At 38.1% G+C, this 17,884-nt stretch carries 19 protein-coding genes and 1 pseudogene; 18 read left to right on the top strand and 2 right to left on the bottom strand.

Going from position 1 to position 17,884, the window contains the following annotated elements:
* Positions 1–3: 3 nt before the first annotated feature.
* The 13 genes and pseudogenes from KZC02_RS13230 (at position 4) to KZC02_RS13165 (ending at position 12,694) form a co-directional block, all read left to right on the top strand.
* Entirely contained in the window at positions 4–1,029 is a 1,026-nt protein-coding gene (locus tag KZC02_RS13230; RefSeq protein WP_229254273.1) for an N-acetylneuraminate synthase family protein, read from the top strand.
* Entirely contained in the window at positions 1,029–2,180 is a 1,152-nt protein-coding gene (gene neuC, locus KZC02_RS13225; RefSeq protein WP_221394526.1) for a UDP-N-acetylglucosamine 2-epimerase, read from the top strand. The genes KZC02_RS13230 and neuC overlap by 1 nt, the downstream gene beginning before the upstream one ends.
* On the top strand, positions 2,181–2,888 hold the full coding sequence (locus tag KZC02_RS13220; protein WP_221394525.1) for a cytidylyltransferase domain-containing protein: 708 nt from the start codon (positions 2,181–2,183) through the stop codon (positions 2,886–2,888).
* Complete coding sequence (locus KZC02_RS13215) at positions 2,875–3,417, top strand: hypothetical protein (RefSeq protein ID WP_221394524.1); 543 nt, start codon at positions 2,875–2,877, stop codon at positions 3,415–3,417. The genes KZC02_RS13220 and KZC02_RS13215 overlap by 14 nt, the downstream gene beginning before the upstream one ends.
* Positions 3,414–4,262: a CDP-glycerol glycerophosphotransferase family protein gene (locus KZC02_RS13210; protein WP_221394523.1), complete on the top strand. Its 849-nt coding sequence runs from the start codon at positions 3,414–3,416 to the stop codon at positions 4,260–4,262. Before KZC02_RS13215 ends, KZC02_RS13210 begins: the two co-directional genes overlap by 4 nt.
* Entirely contained in the window at positions 4,250–5,671 is a 1,422-nt protein-coding gene (locus tag KZC02_RS13205; protein WP_221394522.1) for an O-antigen ligase, read from the top strand. The genes KZC02_RS13210 and KZC02_RS13205 overlap by 13 nt, the downstream gene beginning before the upstream one ends.
* On the top strand, positions 5,668–6,960 hold the full coding sequence (locus tag KZC02_RS13200; protein WP_221394521.1) for an oligosaccharide flippase family protein: 1,293 nt from the start codon (positions 5,668–5,670) through the stop codon (positions 6,958–6,960). Before KZC02_RS13205 ends, KZC02_RS13200 begins: the two co-directional genes overlap by 4 nt.
* 2 nt (positions 6,961–6,962) lie before the next feature.
* Positions 6,963–7,949: a hypothetical protein gene (locus tag KZC02_RS13195; protein WP_221394520.1), complete on the top strand. Its 987-nt coding sequence runs from the start codon at positions 6,963–6,965 to the stop codon at positions 7,947–7,949.
* A gap of 367 nt (positions 7,950–8,316) precedes the next feature.
* The gene (locus KZC02_RS13190; RefSeq protein ID WP_221394519.1) at positions 8,317–9,075 is read left to right on the top strand and encodes a TerC family protein; all 759 of its coding nucleotides are present in this window, start codon (positions 8,317–8,319) and stop codon (positions 9,073–9,075) included.
* Between the two features lie 34 nt (positions 9,076–9,109).
* On the top strand, positions 9,110–11,173 hold the full coding sequence (dnaG, locus tag KZC02_RS13185; protein WP_221394518.1) for a DNA primase: 2,064 nt from the start codon (positions 9,110–9,112) through the stop codon (positions 11,171–11,173).
* A 55-nt stretch (positions 11,174–11,228) separates the two neighbouring features.
* Positions 11,229–11,591 (top strand): LysR family transcriptional regulator, encoded by a 363-nt coding sequence (locus KZC02_RS13180; protein WP_221394517.1) that lies wholly within the window; start codon positions 11,229–11,231, stop codon positions 11,589–11,591.
* Positions 11,506–12,119 (top strand): annotated as a pseudogene (locus KZC02_RS13170) (LysR substrate-binding domain-containing protein). The gene KZC02_RS13180 and the pseudogene KZC02_RS13170 overlap by 86 nt, the downstream one beginning before the upstream one ends.
* Positions 12,120–12,151: 32 nt before the next feature.
* Positions 12,152–12,694, top strand: a complete 543-nt coding sequence (locus KZC02_RS13165; protein ID WP_221394515.1) for a DUF4136 domain-containing protein — start codon at positions 12,152–12,154, stop codon at positions 12,692–12,694.
* A 64-nt stretch (positions 12,695–12,758) separates the two neighbouring features.
* Here the strand turns inward: KZC02_RS13165 and KZC02_RS13160 are convergent, their stop codons facing one another.
* The gene (locus KZC02_RS13160; RefSeq protein ID WP_221394514.1) at positions 12,759–13,058 is read right to left on the bottom strand and encodes a YtxH domain-containing protein; all 300 of its coding nucleotides are present in this window, start codon (positions 13,056–13,058) and stop codon (positions 12,759–12,761) included.
* Between the two features lie 75 nt (positions 13,059–13,133).
* On the opposite strand from KZC02_RS13160, the gene KZC02_RS13155 reads away from it, so the two are divergent.
* Positions 13,134–14,273: an oxidoreductase gene (locus KZC02_RS13155; protein WP_229254271.1), complete on the top strand. Its 1,140-nt coding sequence runs from the start codon at positions 13,134–13,136 to the stop codon at positions 14,271–14,273.
* 42 nt (positions 14,274–14,315) lie between these two features.
* On the opposite strand, the gene KZC02_RS13150 is transcribed toward KZC02_RS13155, so the two are convergent.
* Entirely contained in the window at positions 14,316–15,323 is a 1,008-nt protein-coding gene (locus KZC02_RS13150) for a YpdA family putative bacillithiol disulfide reductase (RefSeq protein WP_221394513.1), read from the bottom strand.
* Positions 15,324–15,504: 181 nt separating this feature from the next.
* Here KZC02_RS13150 and KZC02_RS13145 point away from each other — a divergent pair, with 181 nt between their 5' ends.
* The 4 genes from KZC02_RS13145 to KZC02_RS13130 all read left to right on the top strand — a co-directional run bounded on the left by KZC02_RS13145 (position 15,505) and on the right by KZC02_RS13130 (position 17,877).
* Positions 15,505–16,509 (top strand): aminodeoxychorismate synthase component I, encoded by a 1,005-nt coding sequence (locus KZC02_RS13145; protein ID WP_229254269.1) that lies wholly within the window; start codon positions 15,505–15,507, stop codon positions 16,507–16,509.
* Positions 16,496–16,990 (top strand): hypothetical protein, encoded by a 495-nt coding sequence (locus KZC02_RS13140; protein ID WP_229254267.1) that lies wholly within the window; start codon positions 16,496–16,498, stop codon positions 16,988–16,990. Before KZC02_RS13145 ends, KZC02_RS13140 begins: the two co-directional genes overlap by 14 nt.
* A gap of 202 nt (positions 16,991–17,192) precedes the next feature.
* Positions 17,193–17,414 carry a hypothetical protein gene (locus KZC02_RS13135; RefSeq protein ID WP_221394512.1) on the top strand — a complete coding sequence of 74 codons (222 nt, stop codon included), beginning with the start codon at positions 17,193–17,195 and terminating at the stop codon, positions 17,412–17,414.
* Positions 17,415–17,589: 175 nt separating this feature from the next.
* Positions 17,590–17,877 carry a hypothetical protein gene (locus KZC02_RS13130; RefSeq protein ID WP_221394511.1) on the top strand — a complete coding sequence of 96 codons (288 nt, stop codon included), beginning with the start codon at positions 17,590–17,592 and terminating at the stop codon, positions 17,875–17,877.
* The last annotated feature ends 7 nt before the right edge of the window (positions 17,878–17,884 follow it).

Below are 17,884 nucleotides of genomic sequence, written 5' to 3'. Positions count from 1 at the left end.
ACTATGACTCTAACACACATTATGGAATCAGATGTATTTATTATTGGCGAGATCGGGCAAGCCCATGATGGTAATTTAGGTGTAGCTCATTCTTACATTGATGCTTTGGCAGACACCAAAATCAATGCCGCCAAATTCCAAGTTCATATTGCAGAAGCGGAAAGCAGTATTTATGAACCTTTCAGAATTCCAATTCCCTATTTGAACGAAAGCAGAATGGAATACTGGAAACGGATGGAATTTACTCCTGACCAATGGTTCGGATTGAAAAATCACTGTGAAGAAAGGGGGCTCGAATTTATTGCGACACCATCCTGTCTGGCAGCAGCCGATTTACTGATTAAGCTGGGAGTACAGAAGTTTAAAGTTGGTTCCGGCGATACCAGTAATCTTTTGTTGTTACAACATATTGCCAATACCGGTAAAGATATTATCCTCTCTTCGGGAATGAGTTCAAAGCAGGAGCTCGATGTAACAATACAATTCCTGAAATCCAAAAATAATAAAATATCTCTTTTACAATGCACTTCTTCTTATCCGACAAAAACGGATCAATGGGGATTAAATCTTATTCAGGAATATAAAGACCGCTATAACATTCCAATTGGGTTTTCAGATCATTCAGGCGGTACTGTTGCATGTTTAGCAGCAGCAAATTTAGGCGCACAAATCCTGGAATTCCATGTCGTTTTTGATAAGAGAATAGCTGGCCCGGATTCAACTTCTTCAATTACTATTGATCAGGCTGCAACATTGGCAGAAAGTGTAAGGCTGATAGAAACAGCACTAAAAAATCCGGTTAATAAAACGGATAATTCTTCATTCTCAGATTTGAAAGACATTTTTGAAAAATCTCTGGCTATTAATAAAAAGCTTTCGAAAGGCCATTATTTGTCAATAAAAGATCTGGAAACTAAGAAACCGAAAGGAAGAGGGATTTCAGTAAAAGAATATGAAATGGTAATTGGTAAACAACTCAACAAAGACTTGGATCAATGGGCATTCCTTACTGAAAACGATATATACTGATGCGTAAAGTTTGTGTAGTCATCACGGCCCGAGCCAGTTACAGCAGGATTAAAACTGTACTTACCGCTATCAACACACATCCTGATCTGGAATTGCAGCTGATTGTGACCGGCAGCATATTACTAGAAAAGTATGGTTCTGTAATCAATCAAATTGAAAATGACGGATTTAAGGTTACGGCAAGTTTGTATACCATTTATGAAGGCAACAATCCTGTCGTTGCCGTTAAAACCACAGCTTCGGCAATGTCCGAACTGGCTACCTGGTTTGATGCCATAAAACCTGATGTTGTTGTTACCATAGCCGACCGGTTCGAAACGCTCGCCACTGCGGTAGCTGCATCCTATATGAATATTCCATTGGTACATATTCAGGGAGGAGAAATTACGGGCAATATTGATGAGAAAGTAAGGCACTCCATTACGAAACTTGCTGATATCCATTTTGTTGCTTGTGAAAACGCCAGAACCAGGGTAATACGAATGGGTGAAAATAGTGACAATGTCTATAATACGGGCTGTCCATCCATTGATATCGCCGCCGGTATTCTTAAAAATCAGCTACCTGGGTTCAATCCGTTTAGGCTATATGGCGGTGTGGGATCCGTTTTCAATCATAGAAAACCTTATATCGTGGTAATGCAGCATCCGGTAACTACGGAATATGGTTTTGCCAAAGAGCAGATTGAATGCACATTAAATGCGATCCAAATACTGAAAATCCCAACATTCTGGTTTTGGCCTAATCCGGATCCCGGCACAAATGAAACTGCAAAAGGAATAAGGTCTTTTCGCGAGATAAATAAAACGTTTCCAATACGCTTTTTTAAGAATATGGAATCTGCACATTTTCTGATGCTGCTTAAAAATGCTTCCTGTCTCATTGGTAATTCGAGTGTAGGAATCAGGGAATGTTCATTCTTAGGTGTTCCGGTTGTAAATATTGGCAGCAGACAAGCTGGGCGTGACAGAGCAAGCAATGTGCTGGATGTCGACTATGATGTGGCGGCAATTACTAATGCAATAGCATATCAGTTGGCTCATGGCCATTATAAACCGGATTTCATTTATGGGAATGGGGATTCCGGTCAGAAAATAGCGGCTTTGCTCACAACGGTTCCTCTATGTTCTCATAAAACAATGACTTATTAGATGAACAACAAACCAAGAATTCTGGGGATAATTCCTGCCAGAGGCGATTCGAAAGGTATTCCGAATAAGAATATCCGTTTGCTTGCCGGTAAACCTCTGATTCAATACACCATTCAGTCTGCACTTTTATCGGATAAACTAAGCACTATTTTAGTGTCAACTGATTGCGAGAAAATTATCAATTTTTCTAAACAATATCCACAGATTAAAACACCATTTATCAGGCCCAAAGAGCTTGCAACCGACAATACGCCAACGATTGATGTAATTCAGCATGCAGTGAAATATTACGAGAAGATCGGCGAAGTATTCGATTATATATGCTTGTTACAACCAACATCGCCGTTCAGAAATGATGATTTGATTGACAAAACTATTGATAAGATCCTCAAAGTTAAAACCGACAGTCTGACTACGATCCGAAAAGTTCCTGATAAATTCAATCCACACTGGACCTTCGGGATGAAAGACAATATTTTATCTGTATCAACTGGTGAAAAGCATATCATTACCCGACGTCAGGATTTGCCCGATCGTTATTACAGAGATGGCAAAATTTACATTTCTACTGTGGAACAAATACAAAAAGGAATGCTGTTGGGAGGTGATATTTTTGGCTATATCAATGAGAATGAGCCGGATATTAATATTGATACCTGGGAAGACTGGGCATTGGCAGAAAAACACCTGACAGATGGATTCCAATAGTAAAAAGCGAATTCTGTTGCTGATCACCAACATTTATGCAACTATGAATGTAATCCATAGCGGTCTCATCAAACCGCTTGCCGGGCAATACGAGGTTTACATTATTTCCGATCTGATTTATCAAGAGGAGATCGAAGAAATCAGCCAACATTTTAATATTAAACTTCACAAAATTGGTATTCCCTTACCAAACGAAAGCGGTTTAATCAGGATTTTACGCCTGTTGGAAAAGGCCATTTTCTTTCGCTTTTATAAAATTGGTACACAAAAAATCAAAGAAAAACAAAAAGGATTCTGGTATCACTTTGTCATAGGTTCAATTCTCAATGCAATTGAAATTTTAGGATTAAGCGAGCTGTTGTTAAGCATTTTACGAAAATTAATTATTCGTTTTACATCCAATAAAAGCGCTTTAAAAGGGCTGGGTAGTTACAATTTTTGCGGGGTAATCTCTACTTCTCCTTTGGATATCCGGGAGAATAGCATTGTCAATTTTTTAAAGAAAAAAATATTTCTTCACTGGCAATGATCATCAGTTGGGACAATCTCACTTCCAAAGGTATTATCAATGCAGATCATGATTATGTGCTGGCATGGAATGAATTGATGGCCAATGAATACCGCCTTTTTTATTCCTCATTTAATGCTCCGGACACACAGATTTGTGTTACTGGCATTCCCAGATTTGACATTTATTTTCAGAAACTTCCTGAAAATTATTCTATTTCTGAATTCAGGAAAAGATATCGGATAGGTGCCTCAGATAAAGTTATTTTATTTACAACAAGTGCCATAAACCATTTCCCTAACCAGGCGGATATTGTGGAACATCTGCTTGAATATGTATCTCAAAAACAGGATATTACAGTTATAGTAAGATGTCATGCCGGTGACCATTCCATGTTTTATACAAAGTTTCTTCAAGAGCCGGATTTGAGAATATGGCATCCGGACAATACTCATAATTCTTACAATATTTCAAAACGCATCCCCGGCTTGGAAACTCCTCTAAGCCTTGCTGAAATGCTGATTTATTGCGATGTGTGTCTGAATGTAGCATCAACGATACGGCTGGAAGCGGCTGTATGTAACAAACCGGGTATTAGTATAGCTTACGATGGTAATTTAAAGCCCGAATTAACGCACTCTGTACAAAGATTTTATGCTTATTCTCATCAGGTTCCGTTAAATGACCTTGGAATAGATCACATGGTTTTCAGTAAAAATGAGTTATTCAGTTCTCTGGACGAAATCCTGTATAAGTCTTCTTTACCAGCAATAAATTATACTGAAGGGATAGAAAAGTTTACCTGCCATTCCGGGCCTTTTGGCGTATCAACCTCGATGAAATACATAGATCAATGGTTGAATTAATGACAGACATGTGCAAAAAGGCACTGGTTTCCATAGGTTTAGTTGCTTTTACCAGTTTTCTGTTTCCGGAAATATTAACCATTGGAGAAAGTACTTTTCAGAGTTTAACTGTATTTACTTTTTACATCTATTGTTTTATTTCTCTTTTCACTTATTCACACCATAAATTATTTTATGTTTTGTCCTTGCCTGTACTGACTCAGTTTATTCATATTTTTCAAAAGTATTCATTTACCGGCGGAGCCAATTCTTTATGGAGATTGCTTCCATTTTTAATCCTGAACCTGTATTTAATTTTCTTCTTTTTAAAGAAGAAAAATATTGTTACGCAACGCAGCAGACTATTTATTCTTTCCTGGTTGATTGTCCATGCCTTTTTTCTGCTGATTTCTCCTAATCTTGAAAGAATTATATGGGGCGGAATCATTTTGTATTTGTTCACTTTACCATTATTTTTTTCTTATTTAAACTTTACGATTCAAGCGATTAATTTCCAGTCCGAAATTGAAAAACATTTATGTGTTGCATTCATTATTCTTGCTCTGGGTACGTTCGGACTTGTCTTTGCTGGTGCTGGTTACAAAGGCAGTGACAACCTGCTTGCCACCAGAAATATTGCTGATACTAATGTGACAATCGCTTATTTTATTCTCATATGGCCATTTGTATTGCGTTACTGCACCAGAAACTCAGTTTCGCAACCCTTCAAATTAACCATGATCCTGTTGTTAGCAGGAGTAGTAGTTTTTTCATTTTCCCGCGGTGCAGTTCTGATTGTTATACCTTATTTGTTGCTTACCACATTACTTACCAAAGGTTTCCTTAGCCTGAAATGGATACTTCCAGTTCTGATTGTTAGTCTTTTATACAATTCCGCAATTGCTGAATTTCTTGAAAAGCAGGACCTGACGTACTTCTGGAAGCTTCGTTTTGGTGATATGAATTCTTTGGAATCGCTGTTGAATAAACTGGAGTCAGCAAGTGGAAGAGTAGAAATCCATCAAATAGCCTATTCACTATTTCTAAAAAGCCCGCTGACAGGTTTTGGGATAGGAAGTTTCGAAACACTTGGCCCGGGATATCGCGAGGCGCATTCTATTTGGTATACTTTATTGGCCGAAGAAGGTATTCTCGGTACGGTTTATATTTATGGAGTCTTCCTGGCATTAATTGTATTTCTTGCAAAACAGATATTGAAAGCAGGGAAAGAATATACTGTCTTCTTGATGAGTATTCTTTTTTACCTGATTTTTAAACATACTGTTGGAAGCGTTTTTGTGATTTTACCGGGTAAAAGTATTACAGTCAACTGCATTGCCCCAATCCTTTTAATCTGCATTTATTTTTATGCCAAAAGTGAGGAAAGTATTTTGTCCGGTCATGAAAAAAGCAACTTCACGCATTCATGAAATTCATCACTTCCTTTTATTACTCACTTGGGACTAAGATCGTTTCTCTACTTATTTTGCTAATATCCAGGATATTAACAGCTCGAATACTCGGCCCTGCCGATTTAGGTTCTGTTGGAAATGCTTTGAATTTTGCATCAATCATCAGCCGATGGGGATCATTGGGAATTGCACCAGCCATCCAATTCACCAATAGTAAATTTCCACAGCAAAAAAACACCTTATTCATTTATGCAATTTTGTCTTCTGTTTTAATAGGAATAATTAATCTGATTTTTCTGCTTTATTTCCAAAATGAAATACTGGACTGGCAGTTCAAGTCTGATACAAATGCACAATTGGTGTATCTAAGGTTTTTTCCATTTCTGCCTTTGATCATGCTGTCGATGACATTACCGATTTTATTATTAGGATCTGGTAAGATCAAAGAATATTCCTTTACCCAAATTCTGCCATTATTCCTGCAAACGGTTATTATAGCCGCTTTATACTTTTCACCAAAATCATTGGATCTTATTATTTGGGCACAAGTCATATATTGGATTTCAACGATTGTTACGGCACTTATTTTTATCAGCTTTAAGAATTTCAGATATCGGTTTGATAAAGATCTGTTGATCATTTTTGTGAGATATTCATTAAATGCATGGCCACAGGTAATTCTGCAATTTGGAATTGCCCGTTTTGCAGTTCTGATAGGCAGTCAGTATTTAAGTAATAAAGATCTGGGATATTACATTTTAGCTTCCAATCTTTCCGAGTCATTTCTTGTAATCAATACTTCTTTAACACCACTTATTTTTAACAAAATTGCTTCACAAGGATCGAACACCAGACTTTTAAGTATATCGTTACGATTTACGGTTATATTACTTTTTCCGATTTTATTCATTACGCTTCTATTTGGCAAGCCAGTCTTCATTTACTTCTTCGGAATTGAATTTGGTAAAACCTGGGATCTTTTATTGCTATTACTTATATCAGTTTTGTTCCATAGCCTTGGAAGAATTTGTTCAAATTATCTGGCCGCATCAGGTAAAAATATGATTGTATCGGGGATTCAATTGCTGCAATTAGCATTATTAGCAATTGTTTGCTCGTTTGCTTGCCCTTCATTTGGTGTTTCAGGCCTTTCTTATGCAAGTATATGCGCTTCTGCAACCGGGTTTATTCTTTGTTTACTAATGATACTAAAAGTACGAGAAAGGAAATTCAGAAATCTTTTCTCTCTTCATAATTGGCAGGGAAGATTTGAACATGATTTTTCAGATAATAGGAATCCGGAATAAAAATGAGCGTATTTAAGCAAATAAACAAAGTTTTAATTTTGGGCAGGATTCCGCCACCAGTCGGAGGTGTTACAGTTCATGTTCTTCGGCTGCTGGAAAATTTACGTAACAGAGATTACGATTCCTTTTGCTTTTATGATTTTAAAAAGAAATCTGTCTGGAATATATTTCTAAAAATACCGCAGTATAAAACGGTCCACTTACACACTTCACATGTGTATTTTCAGCTTATCATTGCTGTGTACTGCCGTTTGTTCAATAGCAGATCAATTATTACTTATCATGGTAATTGGGGCAGATACGGATTTTTAAAAAACTTTGCGGCAGGTTTATCAGCCAGGTTTGCTTTTGAAGCTTTGGTACAAAATCAGGAAAGTCTCATAAAAGTGCAGAAGTGGAATAAAAACGCCATTTTACTTTCAGCATATATTCCACCAATAAATGTCCTTCCGCCTGATAATTATGTATTTCGGGACGTACTCACATTGAAAGCGAAATATAAATATTTGTTTTGTACCAATGCCTCGAATCTTACTTTTGATAAAAATGGCCAGGAGATTTATGGTATATTACAACTGATAACAAATATTTCCTGTACTGGAGCATCTGCGCTTGTCATTTCTGATCCATCCGGGATTTATAAAAATTATGCTATACATTCTTTAAAAGAAATACCGGAGAATGTATTATTCATAACCGGGGCACACGATTTTTGGAATGTGCTGAAACTTTCGAACGCATTTATACGAAATACAACCACAGATGGAGATTCCATCTCAATTCATGAAGCAATATCCTGTCAGGTTTTGGTTTTCGCTACGGCCTGCGTTTCACGTCCGCCGGAGTGTATCTTATTTACCGATATTACTAAAATTGACTTTGTAAAGGAGCTTCAGGTAAACAAGCTGAATAGTAAGAGGCAAATTAAAGAGGATTTTTTTGATACAGTAGGAGAAGTAATCTTACTTTATAACAGGTGTATATCCTGAGCAGCAGGTTTGGAAAAGCGGGGATTCAAATATTAATTTGACAGTGGCTGGAAAAAAACGAAGGCATAGAAAAACTTCCATGCCCTGTTTCACACTATACACACACTATATTTTTAATATTTCTATATATCTCTTTAAGAATTATCTAAATAACTTACTATACCGCAAAATAACAAATTAAAGTAATTAGAAAAAAACTTTCTGTTGTGATTTTCTAAATTCTAATAAGAATGTTTCCATTTTATCCCCAATCTGACTTATAAAAGACATAAACAACCAAAAAATACTGAAAATATATAAGAAAGATTGTTGAAACCGGCATGCCACTTCTTATTTTCGCGTAATCTAACTGTATAATATATACTTCATGGAATCACTGCTTACTATAGATGCACTAATAAGTTTTTTGACTCTTACCCTGCTCGAAGTAGTGCTCGGTATTGATAACATCATCTTCATTACAATAGTTGCAGGTAAATTACCAGTTGACCAACGCAAGAAAGCCCAGAATAATGGTTTACTGATTGCACTTGTTTTACGTGTTGCATTACTTTTTGCTATTTCGTGGGTAATTGGATTAAAACAAGATTTGCTCAATGTTTTCGGACATGGTTTCAGTGGACGGGATTTGATACTATTAGGAGGAGGGTTGTTCTTATTATATAGTACCACCAAGGAAATTCACCATAAACTCGAAGGGGAAGCGGAACACCTGCCTTCTGCTGAGGCCGGAAAGTCGGGAAAAGGAGGACTTTCGTTTGGAAATGCTCTGATTCAGATTGCATTGCTAAACATCATTTTCTCGTTTGATTCTGTGTTAACTGCCGTTGGGTTAGTAAAAGAGATTCCAATTATGATTGCCGCCGTAGTTGCTTCTACATTTATTATGATCGCTTTCGCGGCTAAAATCGGCGATTTCGTAAATAATCATCCTTCTATTAAAATTTTAGCGCTGTCTTTTTTGTTGATGATTGGTACGCTCCTCGTGGCAGAGGCATTTCACTACGAAATACCTAAGGGTTATGCTTATTTTGCCATGGCTTTTTCATTCCTGGTGGAGCTTTTAAATATGAAACTGGATAAAAAAGTAACTCATCCTGTGAAATTGAAAGAGCGGTTGGATTAAAATCAAAATCATCACAATTTCTGAAATAAATTAAATGCGCATCAATCCCGAAACGGTAGACCGAATTAAGTTAGCCACTGATATTGTAGAAGTGGTAGGGGATTTTGTGTCTTTAAAAAAGAAAGGTGCGAATTATTCTGCATGCTGTCCTTTTCACAATGAAAAAACTCCTTCTTTTAACGTAAATCCGGTTCGCCAGATATATAAATGTTTTGGTTGTGGCGCAGCAGGCGATTCTATCAAGTTCGTTATGGATGTGGATGGAATCGGATATGGTGAGGCTTTGCGGTATCTGGCCAATAAGTACAATATTGAAATAGAGGAAGAGGAGGTTACCAATGAAGAAGCTGCACGCCAGAATGCACGTGAAAGCCTTTATATTATTCTCAATTTTGCAAAAAACTTTTATCAGCAACAGCTTCATCAAAGTGACGAAGGACTTGCAGTAGGATTAAGTTATTTCAAAGAGAGGGGTTTTAATAATGAAATACAGAAAAAATTTGAACTTGGGTACAGCCTTGACAACTGGGACGCTTTTTCAAAACATGCACTTGAAAAAGGATATACATCCGAACTGCTCGAAAAAGCCGGCCTGCTGATCCATAAAGAAGGAAGTAATGCTACTGACCGCCAGTCCCGAGGTTATGACCGTTTTCGGGGGCGGGTCATATTTCCGATCCATAATGTTGCAGGAAAAACAATTGCTTTCGGCGCCCGGATTCTTAAATCTGATAAAAACCAGCCTAAATATCTTAATTCGCCTGAAACGGAGGTTTATCATAAAAGTGATATTCTATACGGAATATTTCAGGCTAAAAATGCCATACGCCAGCAGGAACTTTGCTATCTGGTAGAGGGCTATACTGATGTTGTTTCGTTGCATCAGGCGGGTATTGAGAATGTGGTTGCTTCTTCGGGAACTTCGCTTACGATAGAACAGATTAAACTTATTGGCCGTTTTACTCCCAATATTACCATACTTTATGATGGCGATGCGGCCGGAATAAAAGCGGCATTACGCGGATTGGATCTGGTATTGGAGGAGGGGCTGAATGTAAGTATTGTGCTTTTTCCGGATGGAGACGATCCGGACAGTTATGTGCGGAAAGTTGGTGCAGAAGCTTTTAAGGATTATCTGCGCAAAGCTTCAAAAGACTTTATCACTTTCAAAACCGAAACATTATTACAAGACGCCGGTAATGATCCTTTCAAACTGGCAACCGTAATTGGCGATGTTGTCAATAGTATTATTAAAATTCCGGATGCTATTAAGCGGCAGGTTTTCTTTCATCGTACTTCTGAAATGATGAAAGTGGATGAGCAGATGCTCATTACAGAAGGAAACAAACTGCTTCGGAAACTTCATGCGCAGAAACCTCAGGAACGCAGCAGCCGGTCGGCGAATAATGTTCCCAATGGCCCTGGTGATCTGAATGGAATGCGTGCAGGCAGGCAATCTGCTAATTCAGGACCAGACCATAATCCGTTTGACGGGCCGCCGTCTGACGGATCTCCATTTGATGGACCACCGGAAGGATTGTTTGAACCTTCATTTCAGGAAGATGACCAGGCTCTTCAGCGCTCAAAATTATATTATCAGGAAGAAGCTTTTATCAGGCTGCTGGTTCTGCACGGAACCAGGGAACTTGAACCTAATATAACAGTATGCCAGTATGTTTTGGGAGAAATACAGGGAATAGAGTTCAAAGATCCTATTTTCGGTCATCTTCTGACATTGTTCAGGGAGAATTTCAATCAAAATAATTTATTGTCTACAAGCTATTTCAAAAATCACCGGGAGGCCGAAATCAGGGAATTAACGATTACCTGGATGAGCAGCAGACATGAACTTAGTGAACTGTGGCTTTCCAAATTTGAAATTTATGTTCCGTTTGAAACTGATGTATTAGATAAAACTGCTTTTAACAATATACTGAGGCTTAAAAAGGAGTTTATTGAAGAAAAGATGCATTTGTGCATGCAACAGCAAAAAAATGCGAAATCTGAGGAAGAACAGATGTCTATTATGCAGGAGTTTCTTCACTATAAAGAGATAAGTATGGCAGCTGCGAGAGATTTAGGCAGGGTAGTTGGTTAAAATCCGGCTCAGGGTTTTAATTTAAAAATAATTTCCTACGTTCTACTCATCATTTATGCTTGACTTTCGCCTCAAAGTTTTTTACACCGTTGCCCAGACCTTGAACTTTAACCGGGCAGCGGAGCAGCTTAATATCAGTCAGCCCGCTGTTACAAAGCATATTAAAGAACTGGAACAGCTATATGTCACCACACTTTTTGATCGCACCAGAAAGCATATTGTTCTGACGAAATCAGGGGAAGTTCTGTTGCAACATGCCCATCTTATTTTCGAACAGTACCAAAAGCTGGAATTTGACCTTAATCTGCTTCCAGAACAAAACGGAAGGGACATTGCACATTGGTGCCAGTACTACCATTGCTCAGTATGTTATTCCCGCTTATCTGGCTCATTTTCACCAGCGTTTTCCGGATATTAAAATAGAGCTCACCAATGGGAACTCGCTGGTAATAGAGCAATTGCTGGAAGAAAAAAGATTGATCTTGGCCTTGTTGAAGGTTCTATTCATAATAGTGACTTAAAATATATTCCGTTTCTGAAAGACGAAATTGTACTGGTCATGCGGCCTAAAAACAATTTGTTAAAAAAGCGTATCATTGATGCCGGAGAATTAACCAGGCTTCCGCTTTTGATAAGGGAAAGCGGATCGGGAACTTCCGAAATTATTGATGAACATTTGTCAGGAATTGGCTTGAATTTCAAAGATTTAACCATTCAAATGCAACTGGGCGGGACAGAAAGTATTAAAAATTACCTTTTGTGTTCAGACACTTTTGCCTTCCTGTCAATTTACAGTGTACAGCAGGAATTAACTGACGACAGGCTTACCATTCTGGAAGTAGATGGATTGAATATCGAGCGTACTTTTTCTTTTGTTCACCGCCAGGGACAGCCTTCTCCGTTATCAAAACTTTTTATGAAATTTGCTTCTATTAAAAGGTCATAAATATTTCCGGGTTTACTCAACAATACCACCACATGAAAACTTACATAGTCATTTTATTCGTTGCCAGTTGTTGGCTTACAGGCTGTCAGCCTTCTTACCAACTTCTTAAATCTGAAAAAGAAGACGGTTTCCGGTTATCGGATTATCCCACATTCGGCTTTTATGACATAGAGGTCAGTGGCGATACTTCTTCTAAAACTTTTGAAACAAATGTCGGTATTATTAAAGAAGCTATTGCAAGAAATTTACAGCAAAAAGGCTTGAACGAAGCACAAGATCCGGCGCTAAAAATTAACATTGCTTTATCGGTAAGAGAAGAAGTACAAACCCGTCAGACTGACTTTCGTACAGACGGGTTACCCCGTTACATGGGTCAAAGGAGATATTCCTGGAAAAGCGAAGAAGTGCCGGTAAGAAAATACAAAGAGGGTACAATACTGATTGATTTTGTAGACCTCACCAATAATAAAATGGTCTGGCGAGGCGGAAGCCAGGGGATTCTGCCAAAGAGTAAGGATTTTTCGGATAAGGTCAATCAGGTTATGAATGACATTTTTAAGAAAATCCCCAATTAATATACAACAAAGGGTCAACTCTTTCACAGAATTGACCCTCGTATATGTAAATTCAAAGTATGTGTTATGCGTTATTAACTACGCTGCGAACTTTGTCATTAACAGTTTCAGCAACCGAACCTGCTTTGTCCTTTACCGTGCTAACGTTTTTAAGAAAACCTTCTTTTAATTTATCGGCAAGAATAGATAATTCTTCAAGGCTTTTTTCATATTTATCTTTTGCCGTATCGCCCAGATCAGTTGCTTTATGTTTAATAAGCTTACGTGATTCTTTACCACTTTTTGGAGCCACTAAAAGTCCTATTGAAATACCAGTTAATAATGCTGCTACCGCTCCTATTAGAAATTTTTGATCCTTGTTCATACGAATTGACTTATTTTGCGTGATGATATTAAACTTAGTCCCGAAAATAACAAAAATACCGTGCCAAATCAACCTATGTCTATACGTTTCAATAAAATCAGTCTGCATTTTCTGGTTTTAACAATGTTCATTTCAGGATTTTCTTTTCCAGCCATTGCCCAATGGAAAATTCTTGATATTAAAACGACTATTAATATGCGTGGTATCCATGCTGTTTCGTCTAATGTTTGTTGGATTGGAGGCAGTCAGGGCACTGTTTTAAGAACTACTAATGGCGGACATTCGTGGACTACCCTCAAAGTTCCGGGAGGCGATTCTCTCGACTTTCGTGATATCCATGCTTTTGATAAACAGACTGCCGTTGCTATGAGTGCAGGAGAAGCACAGAATGGGAAAGCACGAATTTACCGTACGGAAAATGGTGGAGAAACATGGGTTCTTGTATATCAATCTACACAAACTGGGGTATTTCTGGATGGTATAGACTTTTGGGATAAAGATAAAGGAATCTGCCTTGGTGATCCCATAGGCGGTCGTTTATTCATACTTACCACAGAAGACAACGGGAAATCCTGGCAGGAATTACCGTTTGAAAACCGTCCGGTCGGGGAGCCGGGAGAAGCCAGTTTTGCAGCAAGCGGGACGTCTATTTTGACCAATGGAAAAGGAAATGTTTTTATAGGAACGGGAGGAAGTAAAAAAGCACGTGTATTCCGCTCAGAAGATTATGGAAGATCCTGGAAAGTTTCAGAAACACCACTTGCAGCAGGAGTAACAAGCGGTATTTTCGGACTTCGGTTCTGGTCTAAAAAGAGTGGTATTGCGGTAGGAGGTGATTATAAAAAAACAACCGATTCTACATTAAATGTGCTTACAACTGATGATGGTGGAATAACCTGGGAACTGGAAAAGAATATGACCAAGCCTGCCGGATTGAAAGAATGCGTTGCCATTTACCATAAAACCAACGCAACATGGAACGGTGATACGCAGATCCGCGCAGATAACTATGCGCTTATTGCAGTAGGCCCGTCAGGAAGCAGCTCTTCGGTTGACCGTGGTAAAACCTGGCGATCAATTGGCAAAGAACCTTTCCATGCCGTAAGTTTTGCAGGAAATGTAGGTTTTGCAGTTGGAGGAAAAGGTTTGATAGGTAAAATTGATAAGGTTTCCACCAAGAAAAATAAAAGGAAAATCAAGTTTGTAGAAGATTAATAACTACTCCACATTCTTAATTCTCCATTCTTAACTTTTAATTTATATCCTGTCAATCAGTTCTTTCACTTTCCTTACTTCTTTACCCAATAAATGATCAGAAATGGCGGCTGCGTGATCGCGGCCGTTTTCAATAAATATTTTTTCAGTAAAAACACCGGCCATAACAGTTCCGCATAAATACAAACCTTCAACATTTGTTTCAAAAGTTTCCGGGTCAAAAGTCGGGACTTTAGTGGCCGGATCAAGTGCTACGCCGCAACGGAAAAGCAAGTGTTCGTCGGGTAAATAACCAACAAGCAAAAACACGAAATCAGCAGGAATCCATTCTGTTTCACCTGTTTCTATATTTTCGATCTGCATCCGTCCGGGTTCGATCGCTTTGGTAATACTATTGAACCTGGTGTGGATTTTTCCTTCCTTTACACGGTTTTTGACATCAGGAACCAGCCAGTATTTTACTTTGGTACGGAAATCTGCTTCTTTATGTACAATAGTTACATGTGCATCATGACGATACAATTCGAGCGCAGCTTCTACGGATGAATTGGAACCGCCAACCAAAACTACATTGGTAAAAGAGTACTGGAATGGTTCATCGTAATAATGTGAAACGTGCGGCAGATTTTCGCCAGGTACGTTCAGCATCCGCGGCACATCAAAGTAGCCGGTTGATAGTACTACTTTTTTTGACTGGAAAATCTGTCCGTCATTGGAGTAGATCAGGAAAGTACCATCAGGTTGTTTTTCTGCCCGGTCAACATCCACAAAAAGTTTAAAATTGAGATGGTAATAACCTGCCACTTTCCGGTAATATTGCAACGCTTCGGTACGGTTTGCTTTTACTTCGGAAATGGCAAACGGAATGCCTCCAATCTCAATATTTTCGGCAGTAGAAAAGAAGCGCATTCTTCTCGGATAACGACGAATAGATTCAGTGAGATTTCCTTTTTCTAAAATCAAATAATCCAAACCACCCTTAGCAAGCTCAATTCCCATTGCCAGCCCGCAAGGGCCGCCACCAATAACAATAACGTCGTAGATATGCATAAATATTTTTTTAGCTTTCGGCTTTGGGCAATTGGCTTTCAGCAACATCCTTCATTCTTTTCTACTTTTGACCCTTGCCACTTCTTTATTGCTTAACTCCATATTTTATATATTGGTTTCTGAACTTTGTAAATTGGCATACTGTTAAAAATGTTTCCATGAATATTACAAATTTCATACATTGACAGACGCAATCAGGACATTTGCCAGCAACCTCAATGATTGGGGGAAACGGAAAATTCCGTTTGTTTTCATTGTCGATTATCTGGCTGAGAAACCGGTTGCCTGGAAGTTGGAAGATGTAAATCCGGATGAAATTTTATTTGATCTGAATGGTTTTCGGAATTATCCAAATAATGGAAACGGCAGAGAAGTGCTGGATTTTACTTTTCAAAAATTTCCGGTCTCATTTTCAGAATATCAGAAAAGGTTCAGGTACGTTGTTGAAAATTTGAAAGCAGGAAATTCATTTTTGGTCAATCTTTCAGTACCGACACCGATAGAGACAAATTTAAGCTTGCCTGATATCTTTAAAAGCAGTGAGGCGCCTTATCGTTTTTGGTATAAAGATCAGTTTGTTTGTTTTTCTCCCGAAATATTTATTCGTATTCAGGAAAACCGGATTTCTTCATTTCCAATGAAAGGTACTATCGATGCTTCCATTCCTGACGCGGAAAATGTGATATTAAACGATCCGAAAGAAGCTGCCGAACATGCCACGATTGTAGATTTGATCCGTAACGATCTGAGTATGGTTGCTGAAAAGGTTTGGGTTGAAAAATATCGTTATATTGATCTTATTCAAACCAATGAAAAAACACTTTTGCAGGTCAGTTCAGAAATAGCCGGAATTTTACCGGAAGATTTTGGCGGAAAATTTGGTGATTTACTTTTGAAATTATTGCCGGCCGGGTCAATTACGGGTGCGCCAAAACCCAGTACACAGAAAATAATCAAAAATGCAGAAGGTTATGAACGTGGATATTACACAGGTGTAATGGGTTATTTTGACGGTGAAAATTTTGAAAGTGCAGTGATGATACGTTATATAGAAAATCAGGAAGGAAATCTGATATTTAAGAGTGGCGGAGGAATTACGGCTTTAAGTAAAGCAGAAGACGAATACCAGGAATTAATTGACAAAGTGTATCTTCCATTTCCAAATACTATAAATGCTTTGCATTGAGACCATCGCGGTTGAGAACCGGCAATTTAAAAACCTGAAATACCACGAGGTACGGTTGAACAAAACGCGAAACGAACTTTGGGGCTACCGGGATCAATGGGATTTATCAGCAATGATTGTAATTCCTGATTCAGTTACGCATGATTTACATAAGTGCAGGCTGGCTTACGGCTTTGAAATAGATGCTGTAAAATGGGAGCCTTATTCTCTCAGGACAATTAACAAAATTCGGCTTGTTTATGACGATTCGGTTGAATACTCCTATAAATATGATCAAAGACCCGGGCTTAACCAGCTTTTTGAACAGCGCAAAGATGCTGATGAAATCCTGATCATTAAACAGGGAATGGTGACTGATTCATTTTACTATAACGTCGCTTTTTTTGATGGAAAAAAATGGTTAACACCTGATACACCGTTGCTTCCGGGAACACAAAGAGCTTTTTACTTGATTCAGGAATTATTGAAAAGGCTGTTATAAGGGAAGAGGATATTGCTAAATACAGTCATATAAAATTGTTTAATGCAATGGTAAGTTGGAAAAATGCGGTGGCTTTGGGAATCGATGCAATATTCTGATAATGCTATCATATTATTTATGGCAAGCAGGGATCTCATACGATTCAGGCATCTCAACAAAGCGTTATTATTTGTATATTTGATTAAATAAGACATGCACAAATATGAAAGCAGACATATCTTCAGGAAGTATCAGGTTATCTGAAACACAGAGATCCTATTCACCAGATGAAATACTTGCCGCCGGAGGAGCAACCGCTTTTGGCAGGAAATCGGGAAAGAATAACCAGACACTTATTCACGCACTCGAGAATGCAGCACCTATCGAACCATTTACAGAAGAAGAATGGAACGACTTATTGGCTCAGCTTGAACGTGATAAATAATGAATCTTCTATTTGATACAAACATAATTATTAATATTGTCAGGTCGGTTGACACTTTGGGCATAACGCAATTTCTTAATCCAACGAATCTTTCAACATATATTTCGGTCGTTTCTGAAGGTGAAATAAATTCTATTGCCCTTCAAAACAATTGGGGAGTGAACAGATTGAATTTTTGGAAAAAATTCTTGATCAATCAACCATAATAGATATCAGTAAATTAAATCTGAGTGCTTATTCTGAAATTGATGCATACTCTCAATTACGTAATCCTGGCTTCCATATATATCCATTCACCACACCCAGAAATATGGGTAAAAATGATCTCTGGATTGCTTCATTAGCTGCTCTTTTAGGTCTTCAGCTTGTTACAACAGATGCTGATTTTGATCATCCTCACAATGTATTTTTCGATGTACGGAAAGTTAACCAGCTGGATTTTTTACCTTTTTTCAAGAAGTAAACATTAA

Source organism: Dyadobacter sp. NIV53, assembly GCF_019711195.1.
Taxonomy (GTDB): Bacteria; Bacteroidota; Bacteroidia; order Cytophagales; family Spirosomataceae; genus Dyadobacter.
The sequence above is the reverse complement of the archived record's forward strand: the minus strand, read 5'-3'. Positions and strand labels throughout refer to the sequence as shown.

Bases quoted from the DNA above. Each gene is read 5' to 3' on its own strand.
- KZC02_RS13230 (WP_229254273.1), top strand. From the start codon at position 4: ATGACTCTAACACACATTATGGAATCAGATGTATTTATTATTGGCGAG.
- neuC (WP_221394526.1), top strand. From the start codon at position 1,029: ATGCGTAAAGTTTGTGTAGTCATCACGGCCCGAGCCAGTTACAGCAGG.
- KZC02_RS13220 (WP_221394525.1), top strand. From the start codon at position 2,181: ATGAACAACAAACCAAGAATTCTGGGGATAATTCCTGCCAGAGGCGAT.
- KZC02_RS13215 (WP_221394524.1), top strand. From the start codon at position 2,875: ATGGATTCCAATAGTAAAAAGCGAATTCTGTTGCTGATCACCAACATT.
- KZC02_RS13210 (WP_221394523.1), top strand. From the start codon at position 3,414: ATGATCATCAGTTGGGACAATCTCACTTCCAAAGGTATTATCAATGCA.
- KZC02_RS13205 (WP_221394522.1), top strand. From the start codon at position 4,250: ATGGTTGAATTAATGACAGACATGTGCAAAAAGGCACTGGTTTCCATA.
- KZC02_RS13200 (WP_221394521.1), top strand. From the start codon at position 5,668: ATGAAATTCATCACTTCCTTTTATTACTCACTTGGGACTAAGATCGTT.
- KZC02_RS13195 (WP_221394520.1), top strand. From the start codon at position 6,963: ATGAGCGTATTTAAGCAAATAAACAAAGTTTTAATTTTGGGCAGGATT.
- KZC02_RS13190 (WP_221394519.1), top strand. From the start codon at position 8,317: ATGGAATCACTGCTTACTATAGATGCACTAATAAGTTTTTTGACTCTT.
- dnaG (WP_221394518.1), top strand. From the start codon at position 9,110: ATGCGCATCAATCCCGAAACGGTAGACCGAATTAAGTTAGCCACTGAT.
- KZC02_RS13180 (WP_221394517.1), top strand. From the start codon at position 11,229: ATGCTTGACTTTCGCCTCAAAGTTTTTTACACCGTTGCCCAGACCTTG.
- KZC02_RS13165 (WP_221394515.1), top strand. From the start codon at position 12,152: ATGAAAACTTACATAGTCATTTTATTCGTTGCCAGTTGTTGGCTTACA.
- KZC02_RS13160 (WP_221394514.1), bottom strand. From the start codon at position 13,058: ATGAACAAGGATCAAAAATTTCTAATAGGAGCGGTAGCAGCATTATTA.
- KZC02_RS13155 (WP_229254271.1), top strand. From the start codon at position 13,134: ATGTCTATACGTTTCAATAAAATCAGTCTGCATTTTCTGGTTTTAACA.
- KZC02_RS13150 (WP_221394513.1), bottom strand. From the start codon at position 15,323: ATGCATATCTACGACGTTATTGTTATTGGTGGCGGCCCTTGCGGGCTG.
- KZC02_RS13140 (WP_229254267.1), top strand. From the start codon at position 16,496: ATGCTTTGCATTGAGACCATCGCGGTTGAGAACCGGCAATTTAAAAAC.
- KZC02_RS13135 (WP_221394512.1), top strand. From the start codon at position 17,193: ATGAAAGCAGACATATCTTCAGGAAGTATCAGGTTATCTGAAACACAG.